Below are 13095 nucleotides of genomic sequence, written 5' to 3' on the forward strand. Positions count from 1 at the left end.
CTCCGATATCGAGGCCAGATGATAACAGATATCAGCCCGCGAAACACCAGGCCAGCACGGCCTTCTGGGCGTGGATGCGGTTCTCCGCCTCGTCCCAGACCAGCGACTTCGGCCCGTCGATGACGGCGTCCGTCACCTCCTCGCCGCGGTGGGCGGGGAGGCAGTGCAGGAAGACCGCGTCCGGATCGGCCAGGTCCATCAAGGCCTCGTCGACCGTATAGCTCTCGAAGGCGTGCAGGCGCGCCTCGTAGTCGCTGTCGCCCATCGACACCCAGGTGTCGGTGATGACGACGTCCGCGCCCTTGACCGCATCGCGCGGGTCGCTCGTCAGGCTGACGGCGTTCCCGCCCTTGGCCAGGTCGTGCAGGTTCGGATGATACTCCGCCGGGCAGGCCACGTTCAGGTGAAAGCCCAGCTTCGGCGCCGCGTGCATGAAGCTGTGGCAGACGTTGTTGCCGTCGCCGATCCAGGCCAGGGTCTTGCCGGCGATCGGTCCGCGCTGCTCCTCGATGGTCATGATGTCGGCCAGGATCTGGCACGGGTGCGAGCGGTCGGTCAGGCCGTTGACGACCGGCACGGTGGCGACGCGGGCGAACCGCTCGACGTCCTCGTGGTCGTTGGCGCGGATCATGACCGCATCCACCATGCGCGACAGAACCTTGGCCGTGTCCTCGACCGGCTCGCCACGACCCAGCTGCATGTCCGAGGCCGTGGCGATGATCGAGGCGCCGCCCAGCTGGCGGATGGCCGCGTCGAAGCTGAAGCGGGTGCGGGTCGAGTTCTTCTCGAAGATCATCGCCAGCACGCGGTCCTTCGCCGGCGCATCGGCGTCGACCCAGCCCTGCGGCTTGCCCTTGCGGGCGGTCTTGCGAGCGTGGGCGTCGTCCAGGATGGCGCGCAGATCGGCGGCGTCGAGCCGATGGATGTCGAGGAAATGGCGGATCATGGGCTTTGTCTTCGAAAGAGTTTCATCACGGCGAACACGGCGAGGTCACGGCGGACACTGCGGGTTCAGGGGCTGGAGTTCGGATCAGAGGACAAGACGGCGAAAGCCGTCCTTCAGCATGATCGAGTTGAAGTTGATGAGATAGCCAAGTCGTACACCGGAAAACCTGAGATAGGTCAGGATCTGCGCTGTATGGATCGACGCCAGGGCATCGATCGCCTTCACCTCCACGACCACCTTGCGCTCGACAAGAAGATCGAGCCGAAACCCGACATCCAGCCGTGTCTCCCGATAGCTGACCGGAACGGCGACCTGACGTTCGACGCGCAGGCCTCGCTGTGACAACTCCTCCGCGAGACAGTGCTCGTAAACAGACTCAAGCAAGCCTGGTCCGAAATGGCGATGCACGGCGAACGCCGCGTCCATCACGGCCGTCCCGACGTCGTTCACGTCCGCCGGAACGCGCCTGATCTCGTCGTGTTCGCCGTGCATCCGCCGTGTCCGCCGTGATGAACCCTTGCTTCCTAGCCCGCCTTCATCTTGGTCCGCGCGAACTCGCACGTCCGTTCCAGCCGTTCGACGGCCTCGCGGGCCTCGTCCAGCGTCAGGTTCAGCGGCGGTAGCATCCGCACGCAGTTGTCGCCGCCTCCCGCGATCAGCAGATGCTGTTCGTCGCGCGCCCAGCCCATGAAGTCGCGGTTGTTCGGGACCAGCTTCAGACCGATCAAGAGGCCCTTGCCGCGCACGTCCACGATCACGTCGGGGAAGCGTTCGCAAAGGCCGTTCAGCTGTTGCTTCAGATAGGCGGCGATCTCGGACACGTTGCTCAGAATTTCCGGCGTGTTGATCGCGCCGAACGCAGCCTGCCCGACGGCCATGGCCAGCGGGTTGCCGCCGAAGGTCGAGCCGTGGACGCCGACCGTCATCCCCTTGGCCGCATGGGCCGAGGCCAGACAGGCGCCGATGGGGAAGCCGCCGCCCAGGGCCTTGGCCACCGCCATGATGTCGGGCGCCATATCGGCCCACTCATGCGCCCACAGCTTGCCGGTCCGGCCCATGCCGCACTGGACCTCGTCGAAGATCAGGAGGACGCCGGTCTCGTCGGCCATCTGGCGCATCCAGCGCAGCTCCTCGACCGGGGTCTCGCGGCACCCGCCCTCGCCCTGCACGGGCTCCAGGATGACGGCGGCCGTGGTCGGCGCGCGGAACGCGGCTTCCAGCGCCTCGCGGTCGCCCCAGGTCAGCTGATGGAAACCTTCCATCTTGGGCCCGAAACCCTCGGTGTAGCTGGGGTTGGCCGCGGCGTTGATCGCGCCATAGGTCCGACCGTGGAAGGCGCCGTCGAAGCCGTAGATGTCGATCCGTTCCGGCTGGCCGTTGGCGGAGTGGAATTTCCGCGCCGTCTTCAGCGCGCACTCCACGGCCTCGGTGCCCGAGTTGGTGAAGAAGACCACGTCGGCGAAACTGGCCTCGACCAGCTTGTCCGCCAGCTCTTCCTGACCGGGGATCTTGTAGATGTTGGAGACGTGCCAGAGCTTCTCGGCCTGAGCCTTCACCGCCTCGACCAGCACCGGATGGGCGTGGCCCAGACCGTTGGTCGAAATGCCCTGGACGCAGTCCAGATACTCGGTCCCGTCCTTGCCCCACAGACGCGCGCCTCGCCCGCGATCCACTTCCAGCGGCGCGCGATTGTAGACACCCATCAAATGACCGGACACGGACAGACCTCCAAAAGAAACGAAGCCCCGGCGCGAGTGCGACGGGACTTTCTCAAAAAGGGGTTGTCGGGCGGGGGTCGGTTCGAGTCAACACCGGCGCCGTTCTGTCATGTGCGGAGGCGGCCTCAGCCCGCCTCCATCAGCGCCTTCAGCGTCTTCAGATCCTTCAGCACATGGGCCGCGTCCGCCTCGAAGGCGGCGTCGTCCTGGGTCGGTTGGCGCAGGACGGTGAAGGCCACCTCGCAGCCGTCGCCGTTCGGACTGACGCGCAGCGCATTGTAGACCTCGGTCCCGTCCGGCAGGGTCACGGTGTGGTCGACGACGCCCAGGTCGTTCCTCGGCGCGAACCGGACATGGATGTCGCCCAGGGGGCCGCCGGCCCCGATCCAGTCCTCGCCGTCCGGCCTCAGTCCGTCGGACAGTCCGGACGCCCATTGATCCATGTTCGCGGGGTCGCCGACGAAGGCCGCGACCTCGTCCGCCGGCCGTTCGATCGACAGATGGACGATCCAGGCGGGATAGGTGGGCATGACGCGCTCCGTCGTTCAGACGCCCGCCCCCATGCGGCCGGACGCCGTGACCTCTGCGATCAGAGCGCGCAGCTCGGTCTTTTGCTCCGGCGTCAGCAGCCGCATCGGCTGGACCGGATTGTGGCCCGGCGTCACCAGGAACAGGAACCGATCCTTCTCCTCGCGCACCGCCATGACGCCGCGCCAGTCCAGCCGGTTCGACTGGAGCGCGTTCTCGAACACCACGCCGTCTGCGTCGATGCGCCAGTTCCAATCCTCCCGCCCGGTCGGACTGCGGCGCATGGCCCGCACGGCCACGTCCCGCAGCAGGGCGTTGGCGATCATCCAGATCACCGTCGTCACCCCGAAGGCGAGGAACATCAGGGCCGGCGGAAACCGGTCGCCGGTCTCGCCCAGCGCCAGGAGGCCGAAGACGAGAAAGCCGATCGGAAAGACGACGACGGGCAGGACCGCCACCCAGTGAAGCGCGCCCCAGCCCTGGGTCACCATGCGATATTCGCGGGCGGTCGGCTGGACGTTCTTCACCTCGATCATGAGATCAGCTCTTCAGACGCCAGCCGGACTTGAACACCAGCCAGCAGGCCACGGCCATGACCACCGTCAGGGCGCCGGACATGACGACGCCGATCAGAAGGCTTCCCTCCGCATGGCCGATGAAGCCGTAACGGAAGCCGTCGATCAGATAGAAGAAGGGGTTCCAGTGGCTGACGGCCGCGAACGGCTGGGGCAGGTTCTCGACCGTGTAAAAAGCCCCCGACAGGAAGGTCATCGGCAGGACGACGAAATTCTGCACCGCCGCCAGCTGGTCGAACTTCTCCGACCACAGACCGGCCAGCACCCCGATCATCCCCATCAGAAGCGACGCGATGAGGGCGAAGTAGAGGATGGCCAGGACATTGGTCACGCCCAGTTTGGCGAAGGGCATGACGCAGACGGCGGTGACCAGACCCACCGCGATGCCGCGCGTGGCGGCGCCCAGCGAGAAGCCGATGGTCAGTTCCAGCGGCGAAAGCGGCGGGGTCAGGAAGTCGGTCGAGGTGCCCATGATCTTGGCCTGGATCAGGCTGGACGAGGCGTTTGCGAAGGCGTTGTTCAGAATGGCCATCATGATCAGGCCCGGCGCCACGAACTCGGCGAAAGGCGTGCCGTGTAACGGCGGCCGCGCCCCTTTCAGCGCCACCACGAAGACCAGCATGTAGAGGAGCGTCGTCACCACCGGCGCGGCGACCGTCTGGGCCCCCACCTTCCAGAAGCGGCGCACTTCGCGCAGGTACAGGGTCTGCACCCCGATCCAGTTCACCCCGGCGTAGTGGCGCGGTGTGGGAAGCCCGGAAGGGCGGGTCGAGGCGAGATCGGTCATGGCCGGTCAGATGCGAGCGATGGAGGCAATAGGCAATAGGCAGCAGGCAATAGTCGAAGGCCCGTCCGCCCCTGTTGCCTCTTGCCTCTTGCCTCTTGCCTCTTGCCTCGGCGAAGCCGCCTTCACCGAACGCCGATTCAATATCTAGTTCCTGTGGACGACTGATTCGCACATCTTGCGTCTGTTAACGTCTGGTTTACGATTAGTTGTGGCCGTGAGGATCCGGAGGGGACCTCAGGCGCCAAATGTTGAATCACACCGTACCCGGAGGGTGGCATGACCGCAGGCTGGACCGAAGATCGCGTCGGCGCGCTGAAGAAGCTGTGGCTGGAGGGGCAATCGGCCTCGCAGATCGCCAAACAGCTGGGCGGCGGCGTCACCCGCAACGCCGTCATCGGCAAGGTCCACCGCCTGGGCCTGTCGGGTCGCGCCACCCCGTCGCAGCCGGCCCGCGCCGCCACGACCTTCCGCCCGGCCCGCACCCGCACCACCCCGCCGGTTCAGCCCTCGGCTCCGCGTCGCATCGAGGCCGCCGCGCCAGCGCCGCGCCCGGTCGTCCCGCCCCCGCCGATCGCCGCCGTCGCCGAACTGCCCGGCACCGCCACGGTCATGACCCTGGGCGCCCACATGTGCAAATGGCCGATCGGCGACCCGTCCTCGACCGAGTTCAGCTTCTGCGGCCGTCGCGCCTCGGAAGGCGTCTACTGCGTCGAACACGCCCGCGTCGCCTACCAGCCGCAGATCAAGCGCGGCGGCAAGGAAGAGCTGGCCCGGTCGCTCCGCCGCTACATCTAAGGGCGCTACCGCTCGACGCGCGGCGTCTCGCTGCTTGAGCGCAAGGGGCGGGCGCTACCGCCCTGAGCACGACGGCCCGCATTTCGCCTTGGCCGCGTCGCGCCATCGTCATGCTGACCCCGTATGGGGCCGCATCCGCCTCACCGGGTCCGCCCGGTGAGTTCGGGGCGGGGCCGTGGTTCTCCGGGTTGACGCGGCCCCCCACCTGTTTCCTTTTTGGCTATCGCTCGATGCGAGGATCTCGCTGCTTGAGCCGGGACTTCGATCCTCCTCCGCCGCGCGGGGAAGGATTTTTCAGTTCCACGTATGGGAAGTCAGGCGGCCTGCGCCGTCCCGATCAAAGCGCCCGCCGGCACACCCCAGGCCGCGCTGATCGTGCGGATATGATCGACGGACAGGCCGCGTCGCCCGTTGAGAATTTCCGAGGCCCGCGACCGGGATCCTAGCAGCGCGGCCAGATCCGCCTGGCCATAACCTCGCCCCTCCATGACCAGACGCAGCACCTCGCGCGGGTCCGCAGCCCCGATCGGCCAGCGCCGCTCCTCATAGGCCGCGATGACGAGACCGAGCAGTTCGAACCGGTCTCCCTCCGGCGTCCCCGGCTCGGGCTCAGCGTCGAAGAAGGCCTCATAGGCGGCCATGGCGGCGGCCAGTTGCTCGTCGTCATGGATCACGCGAACGGTGAACGGGGTCATGGTCGCCTCTCCTTTCAGACCGAGGCCGGATCGATCCGGTCGTACTCGGCATGGGTCCCGACAAACTTCACCAGCACCTGTTTGAACGGATAGGAAATCCGAACGACCAGCCGATAGTTATTGCCGCCGATGTCGAAGATGACCCGGTTGTCACCGACGAAATCGACGGAGTTGAAGTCGCCGCGCACATCCTGCGGCGTCCGCCACTCGGCGGCGCGGGCCAGGTCGTACCAGGCCGAGAGCGGACCCATGGCGCGCGGATGCCGGGCCCAGAACTCGACGAGCGTGCGGCGCGCCACGACGTTCATGGACGAACCCTAGCATGTTCCCGTATTGGGAGCAACTAGTTCAGCACCCGCCCACCCGGCAGGTCGAGGCTGAAGGCCGGGATGGCCGCCTCGAACGACCGGCCCTTGGCGTCGGTCATCATGTATGCCCCCTCCATCGACCCTGACGGCGTCGAGAGCGGACAGCCGGAGGCATAGGAATAGCTGTCGCCCGGCGCGATCAGGGGCTGTTCGCCCACCACGCCCGGCCCGCGCACCGTCTCCACATGGCCGGTGGCGTCGGTGATGATCCACCGCCGCGCCATCAACTGGACGGCTTCCGGCCCCTGGTTCTCGATCTCGACCTGATAGGCCCAGACCCAGCGACCCTCGTCCGGATCGGACTGACCGGCCAGATAGCTGGGGCGGACGCGGACGATGACGCCTTCCGTTTCAGCCACATAGGGTTGGGTGTCGTGCATGACCCATGGTCGCTCGACGCAAGCCACAGTTCAAGCGGGCTCAAGCAGCACGCGACCGCAGTGTGTAAATCACATACATTGTGTAAGGCGTTCTCTATGTCTCTCGAATTTCCGATCCCCGGCATCCTGCCGGCCCAGTCCATCGAAGCCCTGATCGCCGGCGGCGCCATCACCACGGCCACCCCCTGGGACGCCGATCAGGTTCAGCCGGCCAGCCTGGACCTGCGCCTGTCCGACCGCGCCTGGCGCGTGCGCGCCTCCTTCCTGCCGGGCAAGCGGCTGGTCGCCGACCGCATCGCCGACGTCTCCATGCACCCCATCGACCTGTCGGACGGCTATGTCCTGGAGAAGGGCTGCGTCTATATCGCGGAACTGCAAGAGCGGCTGAGCCTGCCCAAGGGCCTGTTGGCCCGCGCCAACCCCAAATCCTCGACCGGCCGCGTCGACGTCTTCGTGCGCCTTTTGACCGATCGCGGCGGCTCCTTCGACGACGTGGACGAGGGCTACGAAGGCCCCCTCTATCTGGAGATCGCGCCCCAGACCTTCTCCATCCTGGTCCGTCCCGGCACTCGTCTGAACCAACTCCGCCTCAAGGCCGGGGAGCCGCCGAAGTTGGAGACCCGCTCGGTCGGCGTCGATTTGCAGGGCGGCGACATCGTCGGCTTCCGCGGCCGTCGCCACGCCGGCGTCGTCGACCTGGACCACATCGACGGCCATGACCCGAAGGACTTCTGGGAGCCCCTGTCGCTCCGTCGCGGCGAGCTTCTGCTCGATCCGGGCGAGTTCTACATCCTGGCCTCGTCGGACGACGTGGAGATCCCCGTCGATCAGGCCGCCGAGATGACCCCCATCGACCCCTCGGTCGGCGAGTTCCGCGTCCACTACGCCGGCTTCTTCGACCCCGGCTTCGGCACGGACGAGGCCCACGGCGCGGGCTCCAAAGGCGTGCTGGAGGTCCGCACCCACGACACCCCGTTCCTGCTGGAACACGGCCAGATCGTCGCCCGCCTCGTCTACGAACCCCTGACCGAACGCCCCTCGCGCCTCTACGGCGAGGGCGGCAGCCACTACCAGAAGCAGGGCCTGAAGCTGTCGAAGCATTTCAAGGTGTGGGGCTGAGGCTAGGCAACAGGCACTAGGCAATAGGCAACAGGTTTCGGCAGGCGCTGCCTTCTGTTGCCTATTGCCTAGTGCCTGTTGCCTAGCCTCACACCAGCTTGTCGGCCTTCCGCAGCCCGGGGAACAACTTCGCCCAGACGCCCGTGGCCGCCAGGGCGCCGAACCCGCCGAACACGGCCGCCCCGATGGGTCCCAGCAACCGCACCATCAGTCCGGAATAGGCCTCGCCCAGTTCGTTGGAGGCGCCGATGAACAGCATCGACACCGACGACACCCGCCCGCGCATGTGATCCGGCGTCGACAGCTGGATCAGGGTCTGGCGGATGTTGACGCTGACCATGTCCGCCGCCCCGCCGATGAACAGGGCCGCCGCCGACAGCCAGACGATCTTCGACAGGCCGAACACGATGGTGCAGACGCCGAACACGGCGACCGAGGCGAACATCAGCATCCCGCCGCGTCCCGGGATCGGATAGCGGGCCAGGATCAGGGCCATCAGGAAGGCCCCCACCCCGAACGAGGCGCGCAACAGGCCGAACCCCTCGGCCCCGACATGCAGGATGTCGCGCGCGAAGATCGGGGTCAGAAGCGCCACCCCCGCGAACAGCACCACGATCAGGTCCAGCGAGATGGCGCCCAACACGATCTTGGTGTTCCAGACGTATTTCAGCCCGTCCTTCACCGCCTCCCAGCGGTCGCCCGAGGCCTCGACCGGCGTCGGCTTGCCGCTGGTCCTGATGATCAGGAAACAGATCAGGGCGATGACGAACAGGGTCAGGGCCACGCCATAGGCCAGGGACACGGACCGTCCGACGATCAACCCGCCCAGGGCCGGACCCGCGATGGCCCCGGTCTGGAAGGCGATGGACTGGGCCGCGATGGCGCGCGGCAGGGCGGCGCGTCCCACCACCATCGGCAGATAGGCCTGGCTGGCCGGCGCCAGGAAAGCCCGCGACGCGCCGAAGCCCACGGCCACGGCCAGCAGCCCCCACAGCGGCGGATGCCCGTGGATCGCCATGGCCAGGAAGATCAGGGCGCAGGTTCCCTCCGCCAGGATGGCCAGGGTCACCGTCCGACGCCGATCCCGCCGATCCGCCATCTCCCCGGCCGGCAGGGTCAGCAGCAGCAAGGGAATGAACTGCGCCAGACCGACGAGGCCCAGATACAGGCTCGCCTGTTCGATCGGATGGTCGCGCCGCGCGATCTCATAGACCTGCCACAGCAGGGCCGAGGACTGGATCTGGATCGCCAGCACCGCCAGCACCCGGCCGAGCCAGATCAGGCGGAAGTCGTGAATGGCCCAGGGGTTGGTTCCGTGCGCGGCCAGCGCGGCCTCGGCGTTCGGCTTGGTGAGGGGCTCGGGCGCCTCGGGGGAGTCGGTCATGTCGGCGCAAGCGTTTCCGTCGGGGAGGACCAACGGTCTTTGCGCCCGTGCGCGATGTCCGTAAAGCGTGGTCCCATGAGCGCCGCATCAACTCCTGTCATCGATCCTGTCGAACTCTGCCGCGACCTGATCCGCAGGCCGTCCGTCACCCCCGCCGACGAAGGCGCGATGGACACGCTGCAGCGCGTCCTGACCGATCTCGGCTTCACCTGCCGCCGCATGGCCTTCGAGGGGCCGGGCGGAGAGGGGAGGGAGGCGCGGATCGAGAACCTCTATGCCCGGCGCGGGACCGCCTCGCCCAACCTCTGTTTCGCCGGCCACACCGACGTCGTCCCGACGGGCGAAGCCGCCGCCTGGTCCTCGGGCCCCTTCGCCGCCGAGGTGAAGGACGGCGTCCTCTACGGACGCGGCGCCGTAGACATGAAGGGGGGCATCGCCGCCTGGGTCGCGGCCGTGTCGCAGATCATCAGCGAAGGTGAACCGAACGGCTCCCTCTCCTTCCTCATCACCGGCGACGAGGAAGGCCCGGCGCTGCACGGCACCAAGCGGGTGGTCGAAACCCTGATGGCCGAGGGCGAGGTCATCGACGCCTGCGTCGTCGGCGAACCGTCGTCGCAACAGCAGCTCGGCGACATGATCAAGATCGGCCGTCGCGGCTCGCTCAACACCTGGATCACCGTCCACGGCAAACAGGGGCACGTCGCCTATCCCGACCGCGCGGCCAATCCCGCCCCGGTCCTGGTCCGCCTGCTCGCCGCGCTGGACGCCCATGTGCTGGATGCCGGCTACGAAGCCTTCCAGCCGTCCAATCTTGAAATCACCACCGTCGACATCGCCAACCCGGCGACGAACGTCATCCCCGCCGAGGCCCGCGCCCGGCTGAACATCCGCTTCAACCCGGCCCAGACCGGCGACGGCCTGATCGACTGGCTGAACCGCGAGGCCGGCCGCGTCCAGGCCGAGACGGGCCTTCAGATCACCCTCGAACACATGTGCTCCGGCGAAGCCTTCCTGACCCCCCACGGCCCCTTCGTCACGGCGGTTCAGGACGCGGTCGAAGCCTCGACCGGGATCAGGCCTGAGGCCTCGACCACCGGCGGCACCTCGGACGCCCGCTTCATTCGGGCCATGTGTCCGGTGCTGGAGCTGGGTCTGGTCGGCCAGACCATGCACCAGGTCGACGAGCGGGTCCCGACCGCCGAACTGGAAGCCCTGACCGCCGCCTATCGCCGGGTCATCGAGGCGGTGCAGACGCTTTAGTTCAGCGGCCCGGTCGGCTTGGCCGCCGCCAGTTCCAGCCGGGCGATGCGACGGTCCATGTCGGCGACCACCTGTTCCAGCCGCGCCTTCTCCGACGCCATGTCCACCGGCGTTCCGTCCTCATAGAGGATCTGCGCCCCCTGTTCGATCAGGCGCAGGCGATGGATGGCCGTGTCGCGCGCGGCCTTGAACCGGGCCAGTTCGGTGTCGGTGTTCGTCATCGCCCTCCCCTCGCCGCCCGCGCGGACGAGGTCAAGCCGGAGGGGTCAGGCGATCACCGCCGCCGCATGGTTCATCAGGATCATCGACCCGCCCAGCGTCGCCACGAAGGAGGCGAGGAAGAAGAAGGTCTCGCGCAACAGCTGCTGCCGGGATTTGGCCTCCAGGGCCGATGTATCGAACGACGCGAACCGCATGACGGGTCTCCAGGGCGTAACCTTCGGAGCCTGCGCCCGGAGTGTTGAGCGATCGCCAACGAACGTGGCGAACGCCCGCTCACCTTACGGCCGTTCCAGGAACCTCAGCGCCGACAGGGCGTGGGTCTTCACCCCCAGCACCAGCACGTCCTCGTTGACGTCGAACTGGGGCGAATGGTTGGGCGCCGCCGTCGCCGGATCGACCCCGTCCGCCGTCCCGCCCAGGTGATAGAAGACGCCCGGGATCTCGTTCTGGAAATAGGAGAAGTCCTCGGCCACCGTCGTCGGCGGGGTGGCCGGATTGACGTTCCCCTCGCCCGCCACCTCGGTCAGGACCGGCGCCAGCCAGGCGGACAGTTCCTCGTTGTTGAACACCAGGGCCGCGTTCTGGCGCACCCCGAACTCGGCGGTCGCGCCGTAGGCCTCGGCGATATGGTCGATCGCGGCTTCGGCCCGCCGCACCAGATCGTCCCTCTGCGCCACGTCGAAGGTCCGCAGCGTCCCCGACATCGTCGCCTCCTCGGGGATGATGTTGTAGCGGACCCCCGCATTGACCGTGGCGATGGTGAAGACGGTCGGGGTCGTCGTCGGGTCGATGGTCCGCGCCGTCAAAGTGTTCACGGTCGAGATCACCTGACCGGCCACCGCCACCACGTCGATCCCGCGCCAGGGCCAGGCGCCGTGCGTCTGACGCCCCTTCAGGGTGATGTCCACCCGGTCCGACGCGGCCATGAACCCCTGCGGCCGATAGAAGACCGATCCCGGCCGCCCCGGCACGACGTGCAGGCCGAAGATGGCCTCCACCTTCGGATCCTCCAGCGCCCCGTCCTGGATCATCAGCTTGGCCCCGCCCATCGGCTCTCCCGGAGGCGCGCCCTCTTCCGCCGGCTGGAACACGAAGACGATGGTCCCGCTGAACTGGTCCTTCATCCCGCTGAGCACCTTGGCGGCGCCCAGCAGCATGGCGACGTGGGCGTCGTGGCCGCAGGCATGGGCCACCGGCACGGTCTGCCCCTGATAGGTCCCCGTCGCGGTCGAGGCGAACGGCAGCCCCGTCGCCTCCAGCACAGGCAGGGCGTCCATGTCGGCGCGCAGAGCCACCACATGCTGCGGCCCCGATCCCGTCCCGCGCAGCACCCCGACCACGCCGGTCCGTCCCACGCCCTCGCGCACCTCGATCCCCATCTCGCGCAGATGCTGGGCCACGAAGGCGGCGGTCTGAACCTCGGCGAAGCCCAGTTCGGGGTTGGCGTGCAGATGGCGGCGCCACTGGATCACCTCGGCCTCGACGCCCTCGGCCGCCGTCGTCACCGCCCCGGCGGGCGCCTGGGCGAAGGCCGGCGCGGCCATCAGGGTCAGGGCGGCGGCCAGGGAGGCGGCGGTGCGGATCATGTCGGGCTCCGAAAAAGGGTCGCCGCGATGATGGCGGGAGGCCGCGTCCCGACGCAAGCGGCTTGCATCACGTCGCTCGTTGACCGACATCAGGCCATGGCCATCAAGACCTCCAAGACGAAATGGCGCGACGTCGTCCTGGTCTGCAAGAAGTGCCAGAAGAAGCTCGACGGCGGCTTTGGCCCCAACGGCGACAAGACGCTGAAGAAGGCCCTGAAGAAGTATCTGAAGCCCAACGACGGCAAGGGTCGGAAGGCCGAACTGGCCGTGATCGAGACCGCCTGTTTCGACGTCTGCCCGAAGAACGCGGTCGTCTGCGTCAACGCCGCCGAACCCAAGGCCCTCCTGATCGTCCCCGTCGGCGCCGACCTGTTCGAGGTCAAGGCGCGGTTGCGACTGGACGACGGCCGGCGGCTGAAGGCGACCCTGACGGTCATCTAGAACCCCTCTCCCCCTGCGGGAGAGGGAGACGGCGCACGGCGGCGATAGCCGTCGTTCTTGCGCCGTCGGGTGAGGGGTGAAACTCACTTCAGCCGAGCGAGCACCAGGCCCCATCTCGGCTGCGTCCTCGTACCCCTCATCCGTCGGGCTTCGCCCGCCACCTTCTCCCGCAAGGGGAGAAGGAAGTGGTTCAAGTTGGCAAAGCATCCCTGGAATCCGCCAACGATTCCAACGCCCAGAACTTTTAAGAGCCCTCCGAACTGGCGCCCCTCAAAACGCGCGTACACTTCT

General features: G+C 67.5%; 17 protein-coding genes. 4 read left to right on the forward strand and 13 right to left on the reverse strand.

What is annotated here, in order from left to right; all coding sequences use genetic code 11:
- Positions 1–31 precede the first annotated feature (31 nt).
- The 6 genes from argF to ACETK8_RS19615 all read right to left on the reverse strand — a co-directional run bounded on the left by argF (position 32) and on the right by ACETK8_RS19615 (position 4554).
- Positions 32–946: an ornithine carbamoyltransferase gene (gene argF / locus ACETK8_RS19590; RefSeq protein ID WP_374037501.1), complete on the reverse strand. Its 915-nt coding sequence runs from the start codon at positions 944–946 to the stop codon at positions 32–34.
- A gap of 84 nt (positions 947–1030) precedes the next feature.
- Complete coding sequence (locus tag ACETK8_RS19595; protein WP_374037502.1) at positions 1031–1438, reverse strand: GxxExxY protein; 408 nt, start codon at positions 1436–1438, stop codon at positions 1031–1033.
- A gap of 32 nt (positions 1439–1470) precedes the next feature.
- Positions 1471–2649 carry an aspartate aminotransferase family protein gene (locus ACETK8_RS19600; protein WP_374039437.1) on the reverse strand — a complete coding sequence of 393 codons (1179 nt, stop codon included), beginning with the start codon at positions 2647–2649 and terminating at the stop codon, positions 1471–1473.
- Between the two features lie 140 nt (positions 2650–2789).
- Positions 2790–3194, reverse strand: a complete 405-nt coding sequence (locus ACETK8_RS19605; RefSeq protein WP_374037503.1) for an SRPBCC family protein — start codon at positions 3192–3194, stop codon at positions 2790–2792.
- Positions 3195–3209: 15 nt separating this feature from the next.
- On the reverse strand, positions 3210–3728 hold the full coding sequence (locus ACETK8_RS19610; protein ID WP_374037504.1) for a YcxB family protein: 519 nt from the start codon (positions 3726–3728) through the stop codon (positions 3210–3212).
- Positions 3729–3732: 4 nt separating this feature from the next.
- Complete coding sequence (locus tag ACETK8_RS19615) at positions 3733–4554, reverse strand: ABC transporter permease (RefSeq protein WP_374037505.1); 822 nt, start codon at positions 4552–4554, stop codon at positions 3733–3735.
- 276 nt (positions 4555–4830) lie between these two features.
- On the opposite strand from ACETK8_RS19615, the gene ACETK8_RS19620 reads away from it, so the two are divergent.
- Complete coding sequence (locus ACETK8_RS19620; RefSeq protein WP_374037506.1) at positions 4831–5349, forward strand: GcrA family cell cycle regulator; 519 nt, start codon at positions 4831–4833, stop codon at positions 5347–5349.
- Positions 5350–5663: 314 nt separating this feature from the next.
- Here ACETK8_RS19620 and ACETK8_RS19625 read toward each other — a convergent pair whose 3' ends face one another.
- From ACETK8_RS19625 to apaG, 3 genes are read right to left on the reverse strand one after another with little or no spacing between them, the layout of a single operon-like run.
- A complete protein-coding gene (locus tag ACETK8_RS19625; RefSeq protein WP_374037507.1) occupies positions 5664–6044 on the reverse strand; it encodes a helix-turn-helix domain-containing protein in 381 nt (126 codons plus the stop codon).
- Between the two features lie 14 nt (positions 6045–6058).
- Entirely contained in the window at positions 6059–6352 is a 294-nt protein-coding gene (locus ACETK8_RS19630) for a type II toxin-antitoxin system HigB family toxin (protein WP_374037508.1), read from the reverse strand.
- A 35-nt stretch (positions 6353–6387) separates the two neighbouring features.
- Positions 6388–6792, reverse strand: a complete 405-nt coding sequence (apaG, locus tag ACETK8_RS19635) for a Co2+/Mg2+ efflux protein ApaG (protein ID WP_374037509.1) — start codon at positions 6790–6792, stop codon at positions 6388–6390.
- A 96-nt stretch (positions 6793–6888) separates the two neighbouring features.
- Here apaG and ACETK8_RS19640 point away from each other — a divergent pair, with 96 nt between their 5' ends.
- Positions 6889–7911 (forward strand): 2'-deoxycytidine 5'-triphosphate deaminase, encoded by a 1023-nt coding sequence (locus tag ACETK8_RS19640; RefSeq protein WP_374037510.1) that lies wholly within the window; start codon positions 6889–6891, stop codon positions 7909–7911.
- 88 nt (positions 7912–7999) lie between these two features.
- Here ACETK8_RS19640 and ACETK8_RS19645 read toward each other — a convergent pair whose 3' ends face one another.
- Positions 8000–9295, reverse strand: coding sequence for an MFS transporter (locus ACETK8_RS19645; protein WP_374037511.1), 1296 nt, complete (start codon positions 9293–9295; stop codon positions 8000–8002).
- Positions 9296–9370: 75 nt separating this feature from the next.
- On the opposite strand from ACETK8_RS19645, the gene dapE reads away from it, so the two are divergent.
- Positions 9371–10555, forward strand: a complete 1185-nt coding sequence (gene dapE / locus ACETK8_RS19650; RefSeq protein WP_374037512.1) for a succinyl-diaminopimelate desuccinylase — start codon at positions 9371–9373, stop codon at positions 10553–10555.
- Here dapE and ACETK8_RS19655 read toward each other — a convergent pair.
- From ACETK8_RS19655 to ACETK8_RS19665, 3 genes are all read right to left on the reverse strand, one after another.
- On the reverse strand, positions 10552–10776 hold the full coding sequence (locus ACETK8_RS19655) for a hypothetical protein (protein WP_374037513.1): 225 nt from the start codon (positions 10774–10776) through the stop codon (positions 10552–10554). The genes dapE and ACETK8_RS19655 overlap by 4 nt on opposite strands.
- A gap of 45 nt (positions 10777–10821) precedes the next feature.
- Positions 10822–10971 (reverse strand): hypothetical protein, encoded by a 150-nt coding sequence (locus ACETK8_RS19660; protein ID WP_374037514.1) that lies wholly within the window; start codon positions 10969–10971, stop codon positions 10822–10824.
- Positions 10972–11055: 84 nt separating this feature from the next.
- Positions 11056–12363, reverse strand: a complete 1308-nt coding sequence (locus ACETK8_RS19665; RefSeq protein ID WP_374037515.1) for an amidohydrolase — start codon at positions 12361–12363, stop codon at positions 11056–11058.
- A gap of 96 nt (positions 12364–12459) precedes the next feature.
- Between ACETK8_RS19665 and ACETK8_RS19670 the strand changes: the two genes are divergently transcribed.
- Positions 12460–12804, forward strand: coding sequence for a hypothetical protein (locus ACETK8_RS19670; protein ID WP_374037516.1), 345 nt, complete (start codon positions 12460–12462; stop codon positions 12802–12804).
- Positions 12805–13095: the final 291 nt, after the last annotated feature.

The sequence above is a fragment of the Brevundimonas staleyi genome (assembly GCF_041893865.1).
GTDB lineage: Bacteria > Pseudomonadota > Alphaproteobacteria > Caulobacterales > Caulobacteraceae > Brevundimonas > Brevundimonas staleyi.

What these genes read in the sequence shown, in the direction of transcription:
- ACETK8_RS19630 (WP_374037508.1), bottom strand. Translation starts at nt 6,352, where the DNA reads ATGAACGTCGTGGCGCGCCGCACGCTCGTCGAGTTCTGGGCCCGGCAT.
- ACETK8_RS19670 (WP_374037516.1), top strand. Translation starts at nt 12,460, where the DNA reads ATGGCCATCAAGACCTCCAAGACGAAATGGCGCGACGTCGTCCTGGTC.
- ACETK8_RS19665 (WP_374037515.1), bottom strand. Translation starts at nt 12,363, where the DNA reads ATGATCCGCACCGCCGCCTCCCTGGCCGCCGCCCTGACCCTGATGGCC.
- apaG (WP_374037509.1), bottom strand. Translation starts at nt 6,792, where the DNA reads ATGCACGACACCCAACCCTATGTGGCTGAAACGGAAGGCGTCATCGTC.
- ACETK8_RS19605 (WP_374037503.1), bottom strand. Translation starts at nt 3,194, where the DNA reads ATGCCCACCTATCCCGCCTGGATCGTCCATCTGTCGATCGAACGGCCG.
- argF (WP_374037501.1), bottom strand. Translation starts at nt 946, where the DNA reads ATGATCCGCCATTTCCTCGACATCCATCGGCTCGACGCCGCCGATCTG.
- ACETK8_RS19610 (WP_374037504.1), bottom strand. Translation starts at nt 3,728, where the DNA reads ATGATCGAGGTGAAGAACGTCCAGCCGACCGCCCGCGAATATCGCATG.
- ACETK8_RS19645 (WP_374037511.1), bottom strand. Translation starts at nt 9,295, where the DNA reads ATGACCGACTCCCCCGAGGCGCCCGAGCCCCTCACCAAGCCGAACGCC.
- ACETK8_RS19620 (WP_374037506.1), top strand. Translation starts at nt 4,831, where the DNA reads ATGACCGCAGGCTGGACCGAAGATCGCGTCGGCGCGCTGAAGAAGCTG.
- ACETK8_RS19600 (WP_374039437.1), bottom strand. Translation starts at nt 2,649, where the DNA reads ATGGGTGTCTACAATCGCGCGCCGCTGGAAGTGGATCGCGGGCGAGGC.
- ACETK8_RS19595 (WP_374037502.1), bottom strand. Translation starts at nt 1,438, where the DNA reads ATGCACGGCGAACACGACGAGATCAGGCGCGTTCCGGCGGACGTGAAC.
- ACETK8_RS19655 (WP_374037513.1), bottom strand. Translation starts at nt 10,776, where the DNA reads ATGACGAACACCGACACCGAACTGGCCCGGTTCAAGGCCGCGCGCGAC.
- ACETK8_RS19640 (WP_374037510.1), top strand. Translation starts at nt 6,889, where the DNA reads ATGTCTCTCGAATTTCCGATCCCCGGCATCCTGCCGGCCCAGTCCATC.
- ACETK8_RS19660 (WP_374037514.1), bottom strand. Translation starts at nt 10,971, where the DNA reads ATGCGGTTCGCGTCGTTCGATACATCGGCCCTGGAGGCCAAATCCCGG.
- ACETK8_RS19625 (WP_374037507.1), bottom strand. Translation starts at nt 6,044, where the DNA reads ATGACCCCGTTCACCGTTCGCGTGATCCATGACGACGAGCAACTGGCC.
- dapE (WP_374037512.1), top strand. Translation starts at nt 9,371, where the DNA reads ATGAGCGCCGCATCAACTCCTGTCATCGATCCTGTCGAACTCTGCCGC.
- ACETK8_RS19615 (WP_374037505.1), bottom strand. Translation starts at nt 4,554, where the DNA reads ATGACCGATCTCGCCTCGACCCGCCCTTCCGGGCTTCCCACACCGCGC.